Here is a 23,484-nt window from a genome sequence, read left to right as displayed (position 1 = left end):
TTTAGGAACGTTCAAGTATGGGTGCAAATTCTGCGCAAATTTTTGGCATTATTATTAACGTAGCGATTTTGCTCGTATTCTTTCGTTTTTTAATGCAATTGGCGATGGTCAGTCCATACAATCCTGTGGTGATGTCGACAGTCAAGGCAACCAAAATTGTAGATCTATTTAGCCGAATTTTTCCAACGATGGCGAAAGGGCGGGTCAATACTGCTGCCTTGGTTCTGGTTGTGGTGTTATACCTACTAAAAATTTTCGGCATGATGTATTTGCAAGGTGCGATGCCAAACAGTCCTGTACACCTCATTATTCTTACTTTTGTGACCATGATTCAGGACTTGATTCGTTTTTGTCGTTATTTAATTTTTGCGACCATAATTTTAAGTTGGGTGGTGATGTTTACTCAATCAAGATCGCCTTATATTGAAGTGATTCAAGAGTTGGCAGAGCCATTATTGGCGCCGTTCCGTCGAATTATGCCGAATATGGGAATGATTGATCTTTCTCCTATCTTGGCAATCTTGGCACTGATCATTGCTGAAAAAGTGATGGAATATGCCGCAATTGCGCTGCTGACAGGTCTTTAATAGGCATATTCTTTTGCCTTCAAAAAGATTGATGGTTCTTTATTTAAAACCGAGTTGTATAACCAACTCGGTTTTTTTATAGGTTGTTAATGTCTTTTTTGATATAGTCAATCTGTTAAAAAAAACATACAGTAAATATAATTTTTAAATCAATAAAATCAATATATTGTCTGCTAGAATAAAGCTTGCAATACCATGCTTTATATCTAAAGTTTAAATCGGTTTGCATGGGTGATGCATCACTTTGCTCAGCTAACTTTTCATTTAACCGCATGCTTGCGCTGCAAACAAAGCAGTGCTTTGTTTTTGCTCATATTCCCTCGCTTAACATGGTGAGATCCCTGTCGCCTCGCGATAGCAAGACCATCTGTGAATCAAAAATACAAAAAAACTGTTTAAGTAAAACTTTTTAAAAATTCTTATAAAAGGCATAAATTTCATTGGATGTGAATGATTGAAAAAAAAATCACTTATATGAATCTACAGGTGATTTGACTATAGCATCTGTATACATATTATTGATAAATGCTAAAAGACAATGCAATAAATGGAATTGAATAATATATATTGTAATTCAGGAAATATTGTGAAAATTGTCAAATAATCAATAAATTAGATTTCACGTGAAAAATATTTTATGGTGGACAAAATACAATCTTTTATTATAAAGTAAGATTTTGTTTAGAAAAAATACATAATAATTCATGTTTAATAATATTTATTTTATGCTGGATAAATTTGGATTAAATGCTCAAAAACGTGCTTTACATATCCAATTTAGTCAACCTGACTTGACTGCCCAAGTGTTTTTGCAACGCATAGACGGTCATCATGCGATCAATGAGGGACTGTATTTAAAACTCATTTGTTTGTCTACGCGTCATGATATTGCTTTAAAAAACTTTATCGGTTGTCGTGTAGCTGTTGATATAGTCAATGATCGGTCTGAACTCAATCGAATTTCAGGCATTGTTACCAAAGCTGAGGTGGGGGCCTCTGATGGTGCACTAACAATTTATCGCCTCATGGTTGAAGATCCAACTGCACTCTGGAAACAGCGTAGAAATTCGCGTGTGTTTATGAATATGTCCGCATTGCAAGCGGTTGAGGTTATATTTAATGAATGGCGAGAAAAATCTCCACTGTTTGCTTCAAGTTTGACTTTGGATAAAAGTAGTCTAACCAAAGACTATGATGTCAGACCATTCATTATGCAGCACAATGAACTGGATATAGATCTTGTTCAAAGGCTTCTCGCCTCGGAAGGGGTGAGTACATTAATTGACGAAGCACAACTTAAAGTTTCTCGCTTTACCGAACACATCCAACCTCAAAAGCTTCGTTTGATTGATAATAACGCTCAATACAAAAGTTTAGAACGTCGCACGATCCGCTTTCATCGTAGTTCAACTGTAGAACAGCAAGACACAATTACGACATTGAAAGGCTTACGTTCACTTCAACCGACCTCAGTGCATATCCAACGTTGGCAAGCCGATGTTCTCGAAACAGAAGAAGGTGCTGGCAATGTCTTGAGCAACCACAAACACAGTGACAACTATAATAATGCCCGTCTAGGCATGGAACAGGTATGGCATTTTAGTCCTGCATGGGTTGCAGACCTCAATGGTGAGGATGACGCAACGCCATCGGGTAACAGCCAGATTGAACGCTTTAACCAAAACATGAGCAACTACTATGACTCACAGGCCAAGCAGTTTACTGCTGTCTCCACAGTAAGAGATGCGCATGTTGGCTACTGGTTTGAGCTGCATGAAAATCCTCATTTGGATCAAAAAGATTCTCCAGATAACCAATTCTTGATCATAGCCAAGCACTTTTATAACCAAAATAATTTACCTAAAGACCTGACTCATCAGGTTGAAACCTTGCTCAAGCAAAGTCATTGGCAAACAGCCAATATCGTCACAAGCAATATAAACAATAATGAACAACGTCAATCCAATCAATTGGTACTACAACGACGACATATTGCGATTGTTCCAGAATATGATCCACTCAAGCACAGACCGATGGCAACACCACAGCGTGCCAAAGTGGTTGGGTCGAGTAGCGAAGAAATTCATGTCGATGAATGGGGGCGTATTAAAGTTCGTTTTCTGTTTACCCGCAATGAAGACCACATGCATGATGGCGGGGCAGGCTCGAATGATAATGATACCGACTCGGCTTGGGTCGATGTGCTGACCCCGTGGGCAGGTGAAGGCTATGGCGCACGATTCTTACCGAGGGTCGGAGAGATCGTCGTGATCCAATTTTGTAATGGTGACATTGACCGTCCCTTTGTGATCGGTCGTATTCATGAAGGGCATCGAACCCCGACCAAGTTTGATGACCAAGGAAAACTGCCTGATACTAAAACGTTATCCGGAATTAAAACGAAGGAATATCAATCTGACGGGTTCAATCAGCTTCGCTTTGACGATACCACCAACCAAATCAGCAGTCAGTTGCAGAGTAGTCATGCTGCAAGTCAACTCAATCTGGGTAATTTGAGTCATCCAAAAGAAACAGAGCGCAGTGAAGGACGTGGCGAAGGTTTTGAGTTACGTACAGATCGATGGGGTGCAGTACGTGCAGGACAAGGCTTACTGGTCAGTACCCATGCCCAGGATTCGGCATCAGGCAATCATCTAGATGCAAGCGTGGCAAAGCGTCAGTTAGAAAGTAGTTTAAACAATACCAAGGCCTTAAGTGAAGTTGCCAAGCATCAACAGACTGACCCTTTAGACATGTTAGATGGTCTAAAGGCTTTTATTGAACACATTGAACAAGAAAGTGAGACAAAAGCAAAAGCTTTTAAACAAGCTTTAATGATTTTGACTTCACCAAACTCTGTTGCGCTTGCAAGCAATGAAGATATTCATCTTTCAGCAGATGGTCAGATCAGTCAAAGTGCAGGTGAGAGTATTAACCTGAGCACGCAAAAATCTTTGCTTGCTCATGCCAGTTCCAAGATCAGCCTATTTGCAGCACAGGAAGGTGCGAGGCTTTATGCAGGCAAAGGCAAGGTCGAGATCCAAGCACAGGATGATGGTGCGGATTTGATTGCACGTAAAGGCATTCAAATCATTTCAACTGAAGATACGGTTTATATCATCAGTCCGAAAGAAATTAAGCTCATTAGTGATGGCACTGAAGTCAAGCTTAATGGTTCTGGTGTGTTTGTAACTACTGGCGGTTTGTTTGAGGTGAAATCTGGACAGCAGAAGCTGACATCGTCTGCTTCGATCAACCCGCCTGCGGCTGATTTACCTGATTGTTCAGCAAAACAAGGGCAAGCTGCTCATGATGGATCTGCGAAGGTGATCTTATGATGGGTGAAAATTTTTTACAGCATTCGATGATGCCTTTGGAACTTCACTCAGCTGAATGGATTTATCAAAAAATGCAGACAGTGTTCCAACACAGGCAACGGCTTATCGTGTTGCTTGACCAAACGCTAGTACCGCATATTTTTGATGATTTAAAAAACAGTTTAAGAGCGCATCATATCATTTATGTTCCTTTGGCTAAGGGGAATGGCTATAAAGATACCAACCTCTTTTTTATAGAGATCATCGATGAAAAAATTTTAAAAGACATCGGTTTACAACTGGCCGAACATTTGTTTGGTAATTTTGATAGGGCTAATCATGAGTATTTGGTTCATGGCTTTGGGACTTCTGATTATGACAACGATGAATTGAACCAGAAGTTTAAAGCAAGTTTAGTCGTGCAAGATGTTGAGTCTAAAATATTATTTCGTTGGTACGACCCTCGAGTGATGATTTATTTAGATCAAATCTTCAATGAACCGCAAATGAATAGTTTATTGGGGAATTTTACCCAATGGCATTTTATACATCCTACGGGTTATTTCCACTGGGAAAATATAGAGCAGAATAAATTACAGCGTAAAGCCATCAATAAAATCAATGCGCAACAATCTTTACAATTGGATCTGATTGAAATCAGCAATATTGTTTTTAGCAAAGCACATGAGTTGGAACAAATTGACCATAAACATTTAAAACCACAAAAGATTGTTAAAAATTTATATCAAGCTCACGAGCAATACCATATCAAAGGATATATGGATTTAGTGAGTTATGGGATATACGCAGAAGTACTAGGGCAAAGTTTTATGCAACATCCTTATATACAAAAGATATTGCAGCAATATTGGGGTACTGAACCTGAAAAATACGATTTTACAGATGCGATGGAGTTTGTTGCTGAAGAATACTGGATTTCATTAAAACAAGATTTAAGTCAATTTGAGGGCAACTATCATGGCTGACAATAAAAATAAAATACCAACAATCAATAATTTTGATTATTTAAAAGAATTCCAAAATCAGCAGTTGACCACAGAGCAGCAAAAAAAATATGGCACTTGGGCAGATAACTTAGGTAAATATGGTGTCGCTGATCAAAAAGAAAAGAAGGTTGGACTTGGAGATCCAAGCAAAATTAAAGAAATGGTGTATGGAAGTGTAGATGCCAATAAGAAAACCGCTGCACAAAATGCCAAGGAGTGTAGTAACTTTTGTCGAAGTAAAGGATTTAATATCGTTCCACTAAGATATTCAGTCGTGATTGGCAAAGCAAAAGTTTTACCTGCGACCTTGGGTAAAAATGTGAAAGACGTACCACTAAGCAATTTTAGTTATACCGTAGAAATGCTCAATACTGGCTATATTTACTGTTTAACAAAACGGGCAAAAAGTGGATTCAAGGGCAATTGGTCTGGCTATAAAGTGACCCCTAAAGGCTTTTTATCTTATTTTAATGTTGAAAAGACCAAACCTGCGCCAGTCAATGTTGCTGAGTTTGCCTGTCAAAATGCAGGGCATCATTTGGCTGCATCTGTCATCACCATAGAAGAAATTCCAAGTGATCCAGCAAGTGAAGCTTATTTGATTTTTTCACATGCGCCGATCAGTGATGTCAAACGTGCAGAATATCAAAAAAATGCAGATCAGTTTGTTGCAGAAGGCAAATGGCAAAAGGTTAAAATTGGGGGTGGTTCAAACCAAGCGCATTGTTTTGGCGAGAGTCAAATTGATTCAGCGATTCATAATAAATATACATTTGGTGAAAATCGCCTCAAGCTGATGAAGTCCAAATTTCAACAGTTCCCGAAAGCATTTGTGTGTATGGGTTTATATGATGCGATTGGAATAACCAGAGTGCTGAATAACACGCGAAATGATTTGTCGTTTAAAAAGGTTAAAGGCTTTTTAGATGCAAAAGACAAAGACAATATCAGCAATGATCATAAGTTGCATACCATGCTGACGATAGACGGGTTAGAAGAAGCATTAATCAGAAATTTTGTCGGTGTAAAACAACAAGCCACACAAGCAATGGCACAAAATAATGACGCAGGTATTGCAGCGCTTGAACTGGAATTAGAAAAGGCGAAAAAGAATAATAATTATGTATTGGTGGATTATTATGAAAAGAAAATCAAAGAAAAGCAGCACACTTGGTCACAGGATAAAGTGAAGTTAGATGATTATTATAAGAAGTTGGGTATCCAAAAAGGCAGTGAAGCTTGGAAGAATAATTATAGCCAATTGTTGGATATGGATGCTTATCGAAACTTCAAAAACACTTATGAAGTAACTTCTGCTGAATCAGAAAAAATAGCACTCAATTACGCCAATGATCATATCGCGTGGCTGAAATCAAAATATTTAAGAGATGCGCTCTATGTGTTTGATACACAAACACTGATCCCATTTGGTTTTTACTACCATGTGCTTGTCTCGGACTTGATGAAAGGAATGAGTGGCAATAAAACCAGCTATGACTTTTTAACACAATGGTTAAATAAAGATAAAGTTGAACCTGAAAACCTATATTTAAAAGCTTATTGCTTTAATATCAAGGATTTTGAGAATAAATTTGATGAAGCCATGCGTGAAGGGAAAATGTCCAATTGGGAAAATTCTTTGTCTATTGGCAAAGGGTTGATTGGCGCATTTACCTCAGCGGACGCCGCTTGGGACAACTGGGTAAAGAACCCTGCTTTGCAGAGTGCGTTACCTGATTTGCAAAGAACATCTACGGGCTTTGCATTTCATTGGTTGTCTGAGTCGATGAAGTATGTGATAGACCGAACGCCGAAAGTATCGATTGCAGGCAAATATCCTACAGAGTTTGCGCGTTGGTTGTTTATATTACGTGCAAAAACAGGTGTTTTAGCCGAAAAATTTGGTGTGAATGCATATTTTTATCGGATTGATTATAAGATCTGGAAAGCCAGCAATAACACCAATCTCAGTCCTCACTCTCAGACCACGGCAAAGCAATGGTTAGACAGTCGTTTAAAAGATGCTATAGATGATTTGTCTACACGAACAAATTCCAGTTCCAACAGGATTGCTGCGATTGTCACTTTCTTTGAGTTTTTAAACTTTTTATTGCAAAGAGAAAAAGCAATAGATGAGGGAAAAACGGACTTTGAATTTGTTTCTCAATATACAGCCGCAACCATGAGTTTGCTTGGTGCTTCACTTGATATGACTGGCTCATGGTTTCAAGACAGCCGTTTTAATGTCACAGGGGGATTAAAAGCCGCAGGCGCAGTTTTTGCAACGGTTGGTGGGGCTTTAGGGGCGTATTTAGATTATCAATCGACAATGAAGGAAAAAGTTAGATTATTAAAAGTAATTATTGCTTTTAAAGCAGGGCTAGGGGTTATGACTGCTGTAGCTGGGGCATACATCGCTTTAGGATATACAGGGAATGTTATTAGTAAGTATGTTGTTTCATCCGCATTTAAAAATTTTGCTGAAAGAATAGTTTTAGGTAAATTATTTCAATTTGCTTTAATGTATATTGGAAGATTTAACTTAATTGGATTAGGCCTAACAGCCGCAGAAATCTTTATACGAAAATTCTTCTTTGATAATGCACTAGAAAAATGGTGTAAACAGTGTGCTTTTCGTTCTAAAAAGAATAATTCGGAAACGCCTTTTAAAGATATGATGGCTGAAAGCAAAGCCTTTGAAGCAGCAATACATACGAATTTGGGATAATGGTTAATGGAAATAGTAGAAGGACAAATCGAAAACTTATTTGTTCATAAAGCCAAGTATGATTTTATAAAGAATAGTGGGAAACAAGCCACTGTATCTGCTGCATTGGGGGCAGCAGTTGGCAGTGCTGCGCTAGCCTCTCAGGCAGTTTTAGTTGCCAACAGTCAATGGGATGTAAAAGCGTGTAGTTTTGAACTGAATGGGCAAAAGTATGAAGGTTTATTTGAAGATATTTACTTTTCAAATCATGCTCAACTGATCTGTTTAGTACAAGATAATATTGCTTTGGTACTAATAGATCCTAAAGACAATAAAATGTATATTCCAATCGGTACTGGTGAAACGATTAAACAGTTAAAGAAGAAAAATCTTTTGATTAATGGGCTTTTTTTTCTTGTAATGTTTTTTATATTTATATCCTTGAAAGAAGGAGTTGCTTTCACTTTGTTTGGAGTGATTTTGTCAATATTCTTTATTTATTATCTCATTTATTTGCCAATGTATAAAGCAGAAAAGGGAAAAGGTTTATTAACTGAAAGAATAATAGAGTTGTTGGGTATTACAGATGTGAATGAAATTAATCTTACAAAAAATGCGTTTGTTGATAAAAACCAGACTATGACAAAATCATGGGTAATCGAATATCAAAATGCATTTAAAGAAAATAACCCCTATCCAAAGGATTACTTTGAGAGAAAATGAAAATAATAGAAGGGCAAATTGAAAATCTATTTGTTCATAAAGCCAAGTATGATTTTATAAAGAATCGTGGGAAACAAGCCACTGTATCTGCTGCATTGGGGGCAGCTGTAGGGAGTGCTGCTCTAGCTTCACAAGCCGTTTTAGTTGCCAACAGTCAATGGGATGTAAAAGAGTGTAGTTTTGAACTGAATGGGCAAAAGTATGAAGGTTTATTTGAAGATATTTACTTTTCAAATCATGCTCAACTGATCTGTTTAGTGCAAGATCATATCGCTTTAGTACTAATAGATCCTAAAGATAATAAAATGTATATACCAATTGGTACAGGCGAAACAATAAAACAATTAAAGAGAAAACATACAATATTGTTCGGTTTTTATATGTTAATCATGTTGGTAGTAATTTTATTTTTAAGTAGTGATATTTTTTTTAATATAATTACATCCTTTTTATATGCTTTAATAGTTTATTTTTTTATGTCTTTGCCAATGTATAGAGCAGAAAAGGGAAAAGGCTTATTAACTGAAAAAATAATAGAGTTGTTGGGTGTTACAGATGTGAATGATATTAATCTTACAAAAAATGCGTTTGTTGATAAAAACCAGACTATGACAAAATCATGGGTAATTGAATATCAAAATGCATTTAAAGAAAACAACCCTTATCCAAAGGATTACTTTGAGAAAAAATGAAAATAATAGAAGGACAAATCGAAAACTTATTTGTTTATAAAGCCAAGTATGATTTTATAAAGAATCGTGGGAAACAAGCCACTGTATCTGCTGCATTGGGGGCAGCAGTTGGCAATGCAGCTTTAGCATCACAAGCCGTTTTAGTTGCTAATAGCCAATGGGATGTCAAAGCGTGTAGTTTTGAACTGAATGGGCAAAAGTATGAAGGTTTATTTGAAGATATTTACTTTTCAAATCATGCTCAACTGATCTGTTTAGTGCAAGACCATATTGCTTTAGTACTAATAGATCCTAAAGACAATAAAATGTATATTCCAATCGGTACTGGTGAAACGATTAAACAGTTGAAAAAAAAGTATCTCATATTAAATTTTTTCTATTTAATTATTATATTTTTTGTTTTTCTTTTTTTAAATAGTAACTTGATTGTTGGTTTAATTGGGGTAGTCGTGGCTACTACTATAATTTATTTTTTTATTTCTTTACCAATGTATAGAACGGAAAAGGGAAAAGGTTTATTAACTGAAAGAATAATAGAGTTGTTGGGTGTCACAGATGTGAATAAAATTAATCTTACAAAAAATGCGTTTGTTGATAAAAACCAGACTATGACAAAATCATGGGTAATCGAATATCAAAATGCATTTAAAGAAAACAACCCATATCCAAAGGACTACTTTGAGAAAAAATGAAAATAATAGAAGGGCAAATCGAAAACCTATTTGTTCATAAAGCCAAGTATGATTTTATAAAGAATCGTGGTAAACAAGCTACAGTTTCTGCTGCATTGGGGGCGGCTGTGGGAAGTGCTGCTCTAGCTTCACAAGCCGTTTTAGTTGCCAATAGTCAATGGGATGTAAAAGAATGTAGTTTTGAACTCAATGGGAAAAAGTATGAAGGTTTATTTGAAGATATTTACTTTTCAAATCATGTTCACCTGATCTGTTTAGTGCAAGACCATATTGCTTTAGTTTTGATAGATCCTAAAGATAATAAAATGTATATTCCAATTGGTACTGGTGAAACAATAAAACAATTGAAAAAAAAGTATCTCATTTTAAATGCTATCTCATTATTCATAGGCCTAATAATAGTAATTTCAGTAGAGCAAAGTTTACTATTATTAATATTTAGTATGTTTTGTATTTTTATAATGGTATATTTTTTACCAATGTATAGAGCAGAAAAGGGGAAAGGTTTATTAACTGAAAAAATAATAGAGTTATTGGGTGTTAAAGAGATGAATGAGATTAATCTTACAAAAAATGCGTTTGTTGATAAAAACCAGACTATGACAAAATCATGGGTAATTGAATATCAAAATGCATTTAAAGAAAACAATCCATATCCAAAGGACTACTTTGAGAAAAAATGAAAATAATAGAAGGGCAAATTGAAAACTTATTTGTTTATAAAGCCAAGTATGATTTTATAAAAAACAGTGGAAAACAAGCCACTGTATCTGCTGCATTGGGGGCAGCAGTTGGCAGTGCTGCTTTAGCCTCGCAAGCAGTATTGTTAATGAATGCATCCATTGATGTGGAATCTTTAACTTTTACGCTTAATGAAAAAGAGTTTGAGGGAATTTTTAATGAGATATATCTCAAAGAGGGTTCAGAGGTTATTTGTCTAGTCGAGGCAAATACTGTTTTAGTGGTGATCGACCCTCAGCTAGACCTGATATATATGCCTATAGGCACAGGTGAAACTATATATAATTTAAAAAGAAAATATATAAAATATTTTTTTACATTTTATTTAATTGTATTTTTGCTAGCTTTATTTTTGGGTGAATTTTTTATACAAACGGTTGGTAGTTTATTATCAATTTTTGTTTGTCTTTTTATAGTTTTTTGGATGTATAAAGATGAAAAAAACAAAGGTTTATTAACAGAAAGAATTTTTGAATTATTAAATTTTAAACATTTTGAAGGTGTGAATTTAGATAAATTCACCTATAAAGATAAAGACGGATTTACAGTATCGTGGGTTTATCATTATCAAAATGCATTTAAAGAAAACAACCCATATCCAAAGGATTACTTTGAGAGAAAATGAAAATAATAGAAGGGCAAATTGAAAACTTATTTGTTTATAAAGCCAAGTATGATTTTATAAAGAATCGTGGGAAACAAGCCACTGTATCTGCTGCACTCGGAGCTGCTGTAGGGAGTGCTGCTCTGGCTTCACAAGCCGTTTTAGTTGCCAACAGTCAATGGGATGTAAAAGCGTGTAGTTTTGAACTGAATGGGCAAAAGTATGAAGGTTTATTTGAAGATATTTACTTTTCAAATCATGCTCAATTGATTTGTTTAGTGCAAGATCATATCGCTTTAGTCTTGATAGACCCTAAAGATAATAAAATGTATATCCCAATAGGTACTGGAGAGACTGTTAAACAACTCAAAAAGAAATATATATATATGTATTTTGGCTGTATTTTAATAGCATTTTTTGTTTTATTTTTTTCTAATGGTGATCTTAAATTCATTATCTTGGCAATTTTTTTATCATTGATTGTTTCTTATTTTTTTGTTATGTCGATGTATAAGCCTGAAAAGATAAAAGGACTTTTAACTGAAAAGATAATGGATTTTTTAGGTTTTGAAAATAATCGAGAGGTGAAATTAAGAAAATATAGCTTTGGTGATGATAATAAGATTATGACAATGTCATGGGTAATTGAATATCAAAATGCATTTAAAGAAAACAACCCTTATCCAAAGGATTACTTTGAGAAAAAATGAAAATAATAGAAGGGCAAATCGAAAACCTATTTGTTCATAAAGCCAAGTATGATTTTATAAAGAATCGTGGGAAACAAGCCACTGTATCTGCTGCATTGGGGGCAGCAGTTGGCAGTGCTGCTCTAGCTTCACAAGCCGTTTTAGTTGCCAACGGCTTTGTTGCATAAAGGATTTAAAGGCAAAGTTCTCCTAGGCGCCTCAAATTTAAGTGACAACTTGAGTATGAGGTCGGCCTAATTCTGTAAATTTATTTAAAATAGCTATACGGGCATGCACCTCATTGACTTGGCTTTGAAAGTTCCTAGCACTGAGTTTATCGCCTAATAATTTGATGCAATGCATCTTAGTTTCGACCAAACTTCGGTGATGATAGCCTGACCATTTTTTCCATAGTGTCCTGCCGAAACGTTTAACTGTTCGAAGTAATTCATTTCGCTCTCGCGAATGAACTTTGTTATCTTTCCAAGGCTTTGCATTTTTTCTGAGTGGAATCACTGCATACGCTTGCCGATCTGCAATGACCTGACGGCATTGTTTTGTGTCATAAGCCCCGTCTGTATAGACTGAATCAATCTGCTCATCTAATGGGATTTGATCAAGTAAATCTCCAAGAACTTGCGAATCACTGATATTATTCGTTGTAAGCTGAACTGCTCGTATTTGCAGGGTTTTAGCATCTATACCGATATGCAGTTTACGCCATTGGCGACGATATTCAGGCTGATGTTTCTTACGTTTCCATTCACCTTCACCTAAAAACTTCAAGCCTGTGGAATCGACGAGTAGATGCAATCCATTACAACTCTTTTCATAGCAAATTTGAATATCAATATGCTTTTGTCTTCTGCAAATGGTTGAATAATCTGGAGCTGTCCAATTTAGACCACACAGTCTAATAAGGCTTTGAACAAAACCAGTGACCATCCGTAAGGAAAGACGAAATAAGGATTTGATCATTAAACAGCATTGAATGGCTGTGTCGGAATAAGTTTGATTTCGACCATGTTTGCCTTTGGGGGGAGCGTACCATTGGGTTTTTGTATCAAACCAAATTGTTAAATTACCACGATTGATCAAAGCACGATTGTAGGATGACCAATTTGTTGTACGATAAATTTTAGGTGTAGGCTTATTCATCTGAGAATTATATTGCTGAGTAAGCCTTAAGAGGTAGGTTTATGCAACAAAGCCTCTCTTGATTAAAAAAGAGCCTAAATTTTAGACTCTTTTAGAAAAATTCCAGTTGTCGTTTTTTTTAAGTTTGGTCTAGCATTTTTGAAACAATCTCGAAATATGTGTCAAAAATCTCATATCAACTGTCATTCAGCGTTGACATCTACCTTACCAGCTCAACGCACCACCAGTTTGATAATCAGTCACACGCGTTTCAAAGAAGTTCTTCTCTTTACGCAAGTCCATCATCTCAGACATCCACTGGAACGGGTTGTTTACACCAGCAAACTGTTCAGGAAGACCAAGCTGTGCTAAACGACGGTTACAGATGAATTTCAAATATTCTTCCATCATCGCTGCATTCATACCCAATACACCGCGTGGCATGGTGTCACGCGCATATTCGATTTCAAGCATGGTGCCTTCAAGAATCATTTGAATGATTTCTTCTTGGAACTCAGCAGTCCATAAGTGTGGGTTTTCGATCTTGATTTGGTTAATCATGTCGATACCAAAGTTCAAGTGCATCGACTCATCACGCAAGATGTATTGGAATTGCTCAGCAACACCATTCATCTTGTTACGACGACCCATGGACAAGATTTGGCTGAAACCACAGTAGAAGAAGATTCCTTCAAGTACACAATAGAATGCAATCAGGTTACGCAATAAGATCTGATCGTTTTCAGGAGTACCCGTATGGAAAGTAGGATCACTCAAAGACTGTGTATACTTCAAGCCCCACGCTGCTTTACGGGCCACAGATGGAACTTCGCGGTACATGTTAAAGACTTCGCCTTCATCCATACCCAAAGATTCGATACAGTACTGGTAAGCATGGGTGTGAATCGCTTCTTCAAATGCTTGACGCAAGATGTATTGACGGCATTCAGGGTTGGTAATATGACGGTAGATCGCCAAAACCAGGTTGTTTGCAACCAATGAGTCTGCGGTTGAGAAGAAACCTAAAGAACGCATTACAATAGTACGTTCATCTTCAGTCAAACCATTTTCAGACTTCCACAGTGCGATGTCATGGTTCATGTTGACTTCTTGTGGCATCCAGTGGTTTGCACATCCGTCTAGGTATTTCTGCCAAGCCCACTCGTATTTGAATGGTACAAGCTGGTTTAAATCTGCACGACAGTTGATCATGGCTTTATCATCAACCTGTACACGCTGCGCACCCATTTCAAGCTCTTCCAAGCCCGGTGCAACATCCAACTTTTCTAAGGCGTGAGATGCTCTTGCCAACGAATCGGTTGGATTTGTTGATCTTGCTGAATAGGTTCCAGCGGATTGTGCAGCTGCCAAATTCTGCGATGATTGCTTTGCATCAGATACCACTTGCGAATCAGTCGTTTTTTTCGGTTCGACGGGCGCAGGCTGGTGAGCTTGTGCAGCTTGTTTCGGTTCATCATCTTCAAAATCGTCCCAACTTAGGATAGACATCGTTGTTCTCTCTTCGTTGTTAATATCTATGTTCGACATCTCACAAAAAAGATGTCACTACTATACGCTTATTCTGTGCAAGCAAAATTAAGTTTTGCCGATAGTTGTTTTGTTCTTGTTCGAAAGAACAGATACCCACACTACTTATTTTGATTACGCTTTTGCTGTTTGCGGATCGCAATAAATGCATAGACCGCAGGGATATAAAAAACCAAAAAGGCCAAGATCAGCACAATTATGCCTAACTCATAGTTATGACTTAAATGGAACATGGCTCAGCCTTTTATGATTTCAAACTTATTCAATCCCCTGATCTCTCTTTTTAAAGGGAGGGACTTGCATCCCACCATTTACTTCGAGAAATCTCCCTCCTTTTAAAGGGAGGGTCGGGAGGATGACTTACTGACAAGCTTCACAATCTGGATTGTCGATTGAGCATGCTTGTGGCACTGGTGCTGCTTGAGAGAAGCCTTCTTCTTCAGCAGGTGCTACAGGTTTAGCTTCTGGTGCAACCGCCGCCACTGGAGCAGCCACAGTGGTTGCTTTTACTGCGTTTAAAGCGCCCGTGTTAATGGTTGATTTTTCCGCAGATGTTGCACCCAATGCACGGAGGTAATAGGTCGTTTTAAGACCACGTAACCAAGCCATCTTATACGTGATGTCAAGTTTTTTACCATTTGCACCTGAGATGTATAGGTTCAATGACTGTGCTTGATCAATCCATTTTTGACGACGTGATGCAGCATCCACGATCCAACGTGTATCCACTTCAAATGCGGTTGCAAAAATTGCTTTTAATTCATCAGGAATACGGGCAATTTTTTGTACAGAACCTTCGAAATGTTTAAGGTCGTTCACCATGACAGCGTCCCAAAGACCACGATCTTTTAACGCACGTACTAAGTACGGGTTGATCACTGTAAATTCACCTGAAAGGTTTGATTTTACATAAAGGTTTTGGAACGTTGGTTCGATTGACTGTGAAACACCACAAATGTTTGAGATGGTTGCTGTAGGCGCAATCGCCATCACATTTGAGTTACGCATACCGTCTTTTTGTACTTTGGCACGTAAACTGTCCCAGTCCAAACGTTGGGTACGGTCAACTTCGAACATGCGTTCTGGACGAGATTTTGCAACAATATCTAAAGAGTCGATTGGTAAGATCCCTTGATCCCACAATGAACCTTTGAATGTTGAATAAACACCACGTTCAATCGCAAGGTCGCTAGAAGTTTGGATCGCATAGTAGCTGATCACTTCCATAGACTCATCAGCAAAGTCGACTGCTTCATCTGAGCCATAACCCATACCCAATTCATATAAAGCATCTTGGAAGCCCATGATACCCATACCGACTGGACGGTGTTTCAGGTTTGAATTACGTGCTTGTTCAACTGCGTAGTAGTTGATGTCAATCACGTTGTCGAGCATGCGAACTGCTGTTTTTACAGTACGTGCTAGTTTTTCACGGTCAAGTTTACCGCCTTGAACATGTTGAACAAGGTTGATCGAACCTAGGTTACATACTGCGATTTCATCTTTATTGGTATTTAAAGTGATTTCTGTACATAAGTTAGATGAGTGAACTACGCCAACATGTTGTTGTGGTGAACGTAAGTTACATACGTCTTTGAATGTGATCCACGGATGACCTGTTTCAAACAACATTGATAACATTTTGCGCCATAAGTCTTTCGCACGGATTTTCTTATGCAGCATGTTGTTTTCTTTAGCAACGCTTTCATAGTAAGCATAACGTTCAGCAAACTCAGTTCCTGTAAGGTCATGCAAATCAGGTGTTTCAGATGGTGTGAACAATGTCCATTCCGCATCTTCAAACACACGTTGCATAAACAAATCCGGAACCCAGTTTGCAGTGTTCATATCGTGTGTACGACGACGGTCATCACCTGTGTTTTTACGCAGCTCCAGGAATTCTTCAATATCCAAGTGCCAAGTTTCAAGGTATGCACATACGGCACCTTTACGTTTACCGCCTTGGTTGACTGCAACTGCAGTATCGTTGGCAACTTTGAGGAAAGGAACAACACCTTGAGATTTACCGTTTGTGCCTTTGATGTATGAGTTCAACGCACGAACAGGAGTCCAGTCATTTCCTAAACCACCCGCCCATTTAGAGAGTAGGGCATTGTCACGCATAGCACCATAGATGTCATAAAGATCATCTTGAATGGTGGTTAAGTAACAGCTTGATAATTGTGGGCGTAAGGTACCTGAGTTAAACAGTGTCGGTGTAGACGCCATATAATCGAAGCTAGACAATAAGTCATAGAACTCAATTGCACGATCTTCACGTTGCTCTTCATTTAATGCAAGCCCCATAGAGACACGCATAAAGAACAATTGCGGAAGTTCGAAACGTACATCGTTTGAGTGAATGAAATAGCGGTCAAACAAAGTTTGCAGACCTAAGTAGGTAAATTGGTTTGAGCGTTCTGGTTTGATCGCTGCTGCCAATTTAGCAAGGTCGAAGTTTAAAAGTTCTGGTGAAAGAAGTTCCAGCTCGATCCCTTTTTTCAGGTAAGTTTCAAGCGCATCGCCTTCTTCGGTATCTGTCGCTAAACCTAAGAATTTTAAACCAGTTGCCACTAAATCATCACGAAGTAAACGTGCCGTCACATAAGTGTAGTTTGGTTCTTGTTCGATACGGGTACGTGTCGCCATCATCATGGTGGTTGAGATGTCTGACTGTTTTACACCGTTATATAAGTTTTTAACTGTTTCATCGACAATGGCTTGAACATCAATACCTTCTAAACCTTCGCTGGCTTTTTCAATCGTGGCTTGAAGTTTGCCCAAATCTAGAGGCTGAAGCTGACCATTCGCATCTGTGATTTGTAGGGTTGGGTGATGATGAGCACCCGTTTGTTTACGTGCTTCAGAACGTTGCTCACGATAGATCACATAAGCACGCGCAACTTTTTGTTCACCTGTACGCATAAGCGCCAATTCAACTTGGTCTTGAATTTCTTCAATGTGAATTGTTCCGCCAGACGGTAAACGACGATTAAAAGTGTTCATAACCATTTCTGTTAATTGTGTAATACGGTCATGAATTCGGCTTGAGTCTGCGCTTTGCTGGCCCTCAACAGCCAAAAAAGCTTTACCAATTGCTACAGCGATTTTATCTGCATCAAAAGCGGCAACATCACCAGTGCGTTTAATCACTTGTAGTTGACCAGGGGTTGTAATGGCGTTCATTGTCAGCGTAGCTCCATTGTCATCATCATTGTTATGTTTATGGACCATTTGAACCGGACGAGTTGCAATTTTGTTCGTCACGATGTTTGAGGACTAAACACAATACTTAGTGGTTTAATTTAATTTAGAACACAAGATACGGTAATTTTAAGGTCAGATCAATATTGACATTTTAAGAATGTTTTATCTCTAATCAGTAAATTTTTATTCGTGTCTTTTTCCCTTGAACAATCATTTTTGTTATATGCCTTATTTGGCAAGGACATAGCATAACAAAGACCACCAAGAGTGCTTATAGATAACTATGTGGATAACTCAAAAAGCGATGAACTGATTAAACAGAATATGAACAATGAAATATTTTGTATAAAAAATAGTCCGCGTATTGATTGTGTTAGGAATATTGCTGCATAAAGGTGTGAAAACTTGGAAAACTGTCTACAATTCAATAGTTAATAAAAATATAACAAATTGATACGCTCATGTATCAGTTTGGTGAATGAGGTCTTGTTTACATTGTAAACGTGTGTATATTGCAAAACATAGTGTCTTGAATCTGCGAGATTTGTAGCAGTGACCAAATTAAATATAGGGGCAAATAGATGAGCCAAGAAGAAAAGTTACCAAAGATTTTGATTGTTGAAGATGACGAGCGTCTTGCTCGCTTAACTCAAGAATATTTAATTCGTAATGGTCTTGAGGTTGGGGTAGAACCGGATGGTAATCGTGCAATTCGCCGAATTATTGCGGAGCAACCAGATTTGGTCGTATTGGATGTGATGTTGCCGGGCGCAGACGGTTTAACCGTTTGTCGTGAAGTTCGTCCACATTATCATCAACCAATTTTGATGTTGACTGCACGTACTGAAGATATGGATCAAGTGCTTGGTTTGGAAATGGGGGCAGATGACTATGTTGCTAAACCTGTTCAGCCTCGTGTATTGCTAGCACGTATCCGTGCTTTATTACGTCGTACAGACAAAGCACCAGAAGATGAAGTGGCTCAACGCATTGAGTTTGATGATCTTGTGATTGACAATGGCGGTCGTTCAGTGACCTTAAATGGTGAGTTGGTTGACTTTACCAGCGCTGAATATGATTTACTTTGGTTGTTGGCGTCAAACGCAGGGCGTATTTTATCCCGTGAAGACATCTTTGAGCGTTTGCGTGGTATTGAATACGATGGTCAAGACCGTTCCATCGATGTCCGTATTTCTCGTATTCGTCCAAAAATTGGCGATGATCCAGAAAATCCAAAACGTATTAAAACTGTACGTAGTAAAGGTTATCTATTTGTTAAAGAGACTGGCTTATAAATGATGGGTCAATCATCTAACATGCTTGCCTATAGAAAGGCAGGCATAACGAAGGTGAGTTTGCGTGTCTAAACACAGTATATTCCTGCGTATTTATGCTGGACTGGTTATTCTTGTGGTGTTGGTGGCGTTGTTTGGATACTTGCTTGTTCAAATAATTAACTACCAACGTGCGCAGGAATATCGCGAATCTTTAACAGATGGTATTTCATTTGTGATTAGCGAAGGTGTAGCACGTCAACAAACTGAACAACAACGTCTTGATTGGATTTCGGACGCTTCTGATTTATTGGAATTGCCTATTTATTATTTGGATGCACAAAAAGTTGATTTATCACGTACCGAAGAAAAACGTATTGAAAATCAGAAAGCAGTTGTGCGTTATGATGCTGAACAGGGAATTGCCTATTTAGTGTTGGGAATCCGCAATGATCCCAAACACTATCTTTATATCAAAGTCGATCAAATTGGCGAACGCCAGATGAAGGCATTACCTGTCTTTATTTTGGATTATCTGGTTTATTATCCGGGACAGGAACAAGAATATCTCAAAAAAATTCAACAGCACTTTTCCTACCATGTGGGTGTTGAAAAAATATCTCAGCTCAATCTTGATTCAGAGCAAATCGGTCGTTTAAGGTCCGATCAAAGTGTAATTTTATGGCGTGACAGTGCAACAGTCCGTGGCACAACCATTTCCATCGTCTCTCCTTTGCCAAACTCACCAACCAATGTACTTGTACTCGGACCTGTTCCAATGTTTAACTGGATGCCAGTCAAACTTGCAGCCGGAATAACCTTGTTGAGTATGTTTTTGCTTTGCTTGGGGGTGTACGGTTTGATCGTGCCTATGCAACGTAAGTTGAAGCAGGTCAATCAAGCTTTGGATGTCATGAAAACCGGTGATATGTCTCAGCGTGTTCCTGTTGAAGGGCATGATGAGATGGCGAGTCTTGCCAGTAGCTATAACAGCATGTCTGATCATATTCAGCGGTTGATCGAAGCCCAACGGGAGTTGATGCGTGCGGTATCGCATGAGTTGCGGACGCCTGTAGCGCGGATCCGTTTTGGTATGGAAATGCTGGCAGATGAAGACGATCATGAGTATCGCTTGCAACAGGTTGAAATGATCGACAAAGACATTGAAGCTTTGAATACCTTGATTGATGAGATCATGACTTATGCCAAGTTGGAACAGGGTACACCTTCTTTGGACTTTGAAAAAATTGCATTGATTGATGTTTTACAGCAGGTTGCTACAGAAACTGAGGCGTTGAAAACGCAGAAGATCATTCATCTCAATCCACTTTCTTCTGATGTGGTGGTGGATGCAGAGCGTCGTTATTTACACCGGGTTGTGCAAAATCTCGTGGGTAATGCGGTACGTTATTGTGATCATCAAGTCAGTTTAAGTGGTGGTGTCAATCATCAAACCAAAATGGCATATGTGTGTGTAGAGGATGATGGTCCAGGGATTCCTGAAGAAGACCGTAAACGTGTATTTGAAGCATTTGCACGTTTGGACGACAGTCGAACTCGTGCTTCCGGTGGTTATGGCTTGGGATTGTCCATTGTCAGTCGTATTGCTTATTGGTTTGGCGGTACGATTGAGGTCGATCAAAGCCCAGAGCTCGGTGGGGCAAGATTTACCATGTCTTGGCCTGTTGAAAGGTTTAAGAAAAAGAAAGTGCAAGCAAGTAAAGAGAAAGCTTAGTGTTGTCTTTAAAAAGCTGAAAAAAACACCGAAATATTTCGGTGTTTTTTGTTTAACAATCAGTCAGGCTGATAACGTTCAGCCTTGAAGTTTATTCCTGAAGAGTTGCATCTGGTGCAATAATTGATTTGTTTTCTCTCAGTGCTTGTAAAGCATCTGCATTAAAGTCAATCAACAAGCTGTTTTGTTCAGCATCAATTTTATAGCCACTGATAATTTTCTGATCGCCTTGAATCGTATCAATTCGATATTCATCTGCAATATTTAAGATACCTTCCAGATTTGTTGTGGTTGCAGCAAGGTCTTGACGGAAAAGTTCATAAACATCACGAAGATCAAAAATCGCATTTTGTGCATCAGGATGCTTTTTGACATAATTTTCAATATGACGAACAAGTAATTGTGCAAATAAAAAATAATTTGGTTTGCTGCTAAATTCCATGTTTTAACCCCTAAATTATTGATTTAAAGTGAATGATATTTAGCATACACAGGAAAAATCGTTTGATGTGTATAGGCTGTGTAGATAATTCGTCTATGTTTGCGACAACAAGTATTGTTTATTCATTGCCCATCAAAGCATCAATCATTTTGACGGGGCTGTAATTGAATTCAGTGGTACAGCAGATCCATAATGACCTTGTCATTGAGTTCATGTTTAAAGCAGCACTGGAAGCGATGAAAAGAAGCACTGAAACTGGAACAGGAAAAGAAAGATATCTTGAAGGGCAGGGGGATCGAGCAGATTGAGTATCGAATAGTTGTTGGACATATAAATGCTGCCCCATATATCAGTATCAATCAAATACAGGTCTGAGTATAAGGAAATGTATACATGGGAAAACACATCATAGGTAGATCTTAATCTATGGCTGTAAGAAAAAGTGAGATTGGATCAATCTTGATAAAATGAAATATTGGCAGGGCAAGGTAGGTCAAAAGTAGGCGTCTCATATTTTGGAAAAGAGAAATAAAAAAACTATTTTAGCCTGAGGATGCCTATTTTGATAATGGGTTGGTTGTGTGAATGGTGGTGATTTAATTAATTGACATTATTTATCATATGAAGATATTTTTTATTAAAAATGTTGAGTGCTGAAATATTAGTTTTTAACATAGAATGTAACAAAATATTTTAAATATAATTTTGTGGAATGCGTGCAAATTTGTTGTTGAATAAACCTAAATAGATGCATAAAAGTGATGTCTCAGAAATTTTAATAAGAATTAAGCTACTGATTTGTCATTTTTAATTCATCTCAACAAAATATACTTCGGAAAAATTAATAAAAAATAGCAATGGAATTTGATAAAGCGATAATTGAACGTGCGAATGCGTGGAATCATGAAAAATAATGTGTTTTGTCTAAAAAATCATCCGAAAGACTTAGAGCTATTAACTAGCAAGAGATGACATCAATCGGGTACAATTGACCAGATTTATTTTGTGTTTGGTGTATTTGCAAGGCCAATACATACATTCTTTGTTAAATAATAGGCCTGCCAGGAGTTATCCCCGCATGAGTGCCATTACTCCATACGATTGGGCAATCATTGCCTTCGTGATCGGCGTGACATTTTTATGTGTCTTTATGCTCACCGTTCCTTTGCTCCTTGGGGGTAAATCATGGGGACGTGCGAAGCAAGAGCAATTTGAATCAGGTGTGGTTAGTGCTGGTGGAGCACGTATCCGCTTGTCTGCAAAGTTCTACCTCGTCGCAATCTTCTTTGTTGTATTTGATTTGGAAGCCCTGTATTTGTACGCGTGGGCGACATCTGTGCGTGAAGTAGGTTGGTTCGGGTTTTCAGCTGCGGCTGTATTTATTTTAGTTTTACTCGTTGGTTTAATTTATGAATTATCAACAGGTGCCTTAAACTGGTCGCCTTCGGATAAACGTAAAATAGCAGGGATTAAACCTAAAATTGGTTCACCGAATATGGACCTTGCAGAAATTACTCGCTTCAATTCAATTGAAGAGTTGGTGACTGATCCTACAGGAACGATTCCAGCTCAATCTTCTGGTCGTGTGAAAGATAAAACACCGACCATGTCTCTGAACAAGGAGTAACTCGGGAATGAAATATACCTTAACCCGTGCGAATCCAGAAGCTGAACAATATCCGCTTCAAGATCGTCAGATTGTGACAGATCCACTTGAAGAAGAAGTGAATAAAAATGTATTCATGACTCGTTTAGAGGACGTGTTGCATACAGCTGTGAACTGGGGCCGTAAAAACTCATTATGGCCTTTTAACTTTGGTACTTCGTGCTGCTATGTAGAATATGCAACGACCTTAACCGGTGTGCATGATTTGTCACGTTTTGGTGCTGAGGTTATTCGTGCTTCGCCACGTCAGGCTGACTTGATGATTGTAGCCGGGACATGCTTTGTCAAAATGGCACCTGTTATTCAACGTTTGTATGAACAAATGCTTGAGCCAAAATGGGTAATTTCAATGGGTGCCTGTGCAAACTCTGGTGGTATGTACGACATTTATTCTGTTGTGCAAGGCGTAGATAAAATCATTCCTGTTGACGTGTACGTTCCAGGTTGCCCACCACGTCCAGAAGCACTCATTCAGGCGTTGATGTTGTTGCAAGACCAAATTCAATTAGAACGTCGTCCGCTTTCTGCGGTAATTGGTGATGATCTTCAGCCAGTATACAAGCCAAAGATGATGCCAGAACGCGACCGTAAGAACGCTGAACGTATTGCAGTGAAAAACTTACGCTCTATGGATGAGATTGAGTAATTTTTTCTGATGAATGTTTGACATATCTGAAGGATATGATCATCAGGAAATTTGACAGAATTTGTATTAA

The 23,484-nt window shown here is 38.0% G+C and carries 21 protein-coding genes; 16 read left to right on the top strand and 5 right to left on the bottom strand.

The window, feature by feature from the left end; all coding sequences use genetic code 11:
• Positions 1–17 precede the first annotated feature (17 nt).
• The 11 genes from OSH00_RS03085 (at position 18) to OSH00_RS03035 (ending at position 11,947) form a co-directional block, all read left to right on the top strand.
• Positions 18–587, top strand: a complete 570-nt coding sequence (locus OSH00_RS03085) for a YggT family protein (protein ID WP_004827896.1) — start codon at positions 18–20, stop codon at positions 585–587.
• A 704-nt stretch (positions 588–1,291) separates the two neighbouring features.
• Complete coding sequence (locus OSH00_RS03080) at positions 1,292–3,925, top strand: type VI secretion system Vgr family protein (RefSeq protein WP_266129177.1); 2,634 nt, start codon at positions 1,292–1,294, stop codon at positions 3,923–3,925.
• A complete protein-coding gene (locus OSH00_RS03075; protein WP_266129176.1) occupies positions 3,922–4,890 on the top strand; it encodes a DUF4123 domain-containing protein in 969 nt (322 codons plus the stop codon). Before OSH00_RS03080 ends, OSH00_RS03075 begins: the two co-directional genes overlap by 4 nt.
• Entirely contained in the window at positions 4,883–7,639 is a 2,757-nt protein-coding gene (locus tag OSH00_RS03070) for a T6SS effector BTH_I2691 family protein (RefSeq protein ID WP_266129175.1), read from the top strand. Before OSH00_RS03075 ends, OSH00_RS03070 begins: the two co-directional genes overlap by 8 nt.
• A gap of 6 nt (positions 7,640–7,645) precedes the next feature.
• A complete protein-coding gene (locus OSH00_RS03065) occupies positions 7,646–8,341 on the top strand; it encodes a hypothetical protein (RefSeq protein WP_266129174.1) in 696 nt (231 codons plus the stop codon).
• Positions 8,338–9,033, top strand: coding sequence for a hypothetical protein (locus OSH00_RS03060; protein ID WP_266129173.1), 696 nt, complete (start codon positions 8,338–8,340; stop codon positions 9,031–9,033). The genes OSH00_RS03065 and OSH00_RS03060 overlap by 4 nt, the downstream gene beginning before the upstream one ends.
• Positions 9,030–9,725, top strand: a complete 696-nt coding sequence (locus OSH00_RS03055) for a hypothetical protein (RefSeq protein WP_266129172.1) — start codon at positions 9,030–9,032, stop codon at positions 9,723–9,725. Before OSH00_RS03060 ends, OSH00_RS03055 begins: the two co-directional genes overlap by 4 nt.
• On the top strand, positions 9,722–10,408 hold the full coding sequence (locus OSH00_RS03050; RefSeq protein ID WP_266129171.1) for a hypothetical protein: 687 nt from the start codon (positions 9,722–9,724) through the stop codon (positions 10,406–10,408). The genes OSH00_RS03055 and OSH00_RS03050 overlap by 4 nt, the downstream gene beginning before the upstream one ends.
• Positions 10,405–11,091, top strand: coding sequence for a putative type VI secretion system effector (locus OSH00_RS03045; RefSeq protein ID WP_266129170.1), 687 nt, complete (start codon positions 10,405–10,407; stop codon positions 11,089–11,091). The genes OSH00_RS03050 and OSH00_RS03045 overlap by 4 nt, the downstream gene beginning before the upstream one ends.
• On the top strand, positions 11,088–11,780 hold the full coding sequence (locus OSH00_RS03040; protein ID WP_266129169.1) for a hypothetical protein: 693 nt from the start codon (positions 11,088–11,090) through the stop codon (positions 11,778–11,780). Before OSH00_RS03045 ends, OSH00_RS03040 begins: the two co-directional genes overlap by 4 nt.
• A complete protein-coding gene (locus OSH00_RS03035) occupies positions 11,777–11,947 on the top strand; it encodes a hypothetical protein (protein ID WP_266129168.1) in 171 nt (56 codons plus the stop codon). Before OSH00_RS03040 ends, OSH00_RS03035 begins: the two co-directional genes overlap by 4 nt.
• Positions 11,948–11,984: 37 nt before the next feature.
• Here OSH00_RS03035 and OSH00_RS03030 read toward each other — a convergent pair whose 3' ends face one another.
• The 4 genes from OSH00_RS03030 to OSH00_RS03015 form a co-directional block, all read right to left on the bottom strand.
• Positions 11,985–12,917, bottom strand: a complete 933-nt coding sequence (locus tag OSH00_RS03030; protein WP_266129167.1) for an IS5 family transposase — start codon at positions 12,915–12,917, stop codon at positions 11,985–11,987.
• A gap of 204 nt (positions 12,918–13,121) precedes the next feature.
• Complete coding sequence (locus tag OSH00_RS03025) at positions 13,122–14,405, bottom strand: ribonucleotide-diphosphate reductase subunit beta (protein WP_100884588.1); 1,284 nt, start codon at positions 14,403–14,405, stop codon at positions 13,122–13,124.
• Between the two features lie 140 nt (positions 14,406–14,545).
• Entirely contained in the window at positions 14,546–14,677 is a 132-nt protein-coding gene (locus tag OSH00_RS03020; RefSeq protein ID WP_004827925.1) for a preprotein translocase subunit YajC, read from the bottom strand.
• A 127-nt stretch (positions 14,678–14,804) separates the two neighbouring features.
• Positions 14,805–17,678 (bottom strand): ribonucleoside-diphosphate reductase subunit alpha, encoded by a 2,874-nt coding sequence (locus OSH00_RS03015; protein WP_266129297.1) that lies wholly within the window; start codon positions 17,676–17,678, stop codon positions 14,805–14,807.
• A gap of 554 nt (positions 17,679–18,232) precedes the next feature.
• Here OSH00_RS03015 and bfmR point away from each other — a divergent pair.
• Complete coding sequence (bfmR, locus tag OSH00_RS03010; protein ID WP_004722855.1) at positions 18,233–18,946, top strand: response regulator transcription factor BfmR; 714 nt, start codon at positions 18,233–18,235, stop codon at positions 18,944–18,946.
• 64 nt (positions 18,947–19,010) lie between these two features.
• Positions 19,011–20,660: a sensor histidine kinase BfmS gene (gene bfmS, locus OSH00_RS03005; RefSeq protein ID WP_266129166.1), complete on the top strand. Its 1,650-nt coding sequence runs from the start codon at positions 19,011–19,013 to the stop codon at positions 20,658–20,660.
• 91 nt (positions 20,661–20,751) lie between these two features.
• Here the strand turns inward: bfmS and OSH00_RS03000 are convergent, their stop codons facing one another.
• Positions 20,752–21,102: a hypothetical protein gene (locus tag OSH00_RS03000; protein ID WP_266129165.1), complete on the bottom strand. Its 351-nt coding sequence runs from the start codon at positions 21,100–21,102 to the stop codon at positions 20,752–20,754.
• Between the two features lie 164 nt (positions 21,103–21,266).
• Here OSH00_RS03000 and OSH00_RS02995 point away from each other — a divergent pair, with 164 nt between their 5' ends.
• The 3 genes from OSH00_RS02995 to OSH00_RS02985 all read left to right on the top strand — a co-directional run bounded on the left by OSH00_RS02995 (position 21,267) and on the right by OSH00_RS02985 (position 23,414).
• The gene (locus OSH00_RS02995) at positions 21,267–21,410 is read left to right on the top strand and encodes a hypothetical protein (RefSeq protein WP_266129164.1); all 144 of its coding nucleotides are present in this window, start codon (positions 21,267–21,269) and stop codon (positions 21,408–21,410) included.
• A 770-nt stretch (positions 21,411–22,180) separates the two neighbouring features.
• A complete protein-coding gene (locus tag OSH00_RS02990; RefSeq protein WP_196077639.1) occupies positions 22,181–22,729 on the top strand; it encodes an NADH-quinone oxidoreductase subunit A in 549 nt (182 codons plus the stop codon).
• Positions 22,730–22,736: 7 nt separating this feature from the next.
• Positions 22,737–23,414 carry a NuoB/complex I 20 kDa subunit family protein gene (locus tag OSH00_RS02985; RefSeq protein WP_004827935.1) on the top strand — a complete coding sequence of 226 codons (678 nt, stop codon included), beginning with the start codon at positions 22,737–22,739 and terminating at the stop codon, positions 23,412–23,414.
• The last annotated feature ends 70 nt before the right edge of the window (positions 23,415–23,484 follow it).

The organism is Acinetobacter nematophilus (assembly GCF_026344175.1).
GTDB lineage: Bacteria > Pseudomonadota > Gammaproteobacteria > Pseudomonadales > Moraxellaceae > Acinetobacter > Acinetobacter nematophilus.
This window is presented reverse-complemented; position numbering and strand designations above follow the sequence as displayed.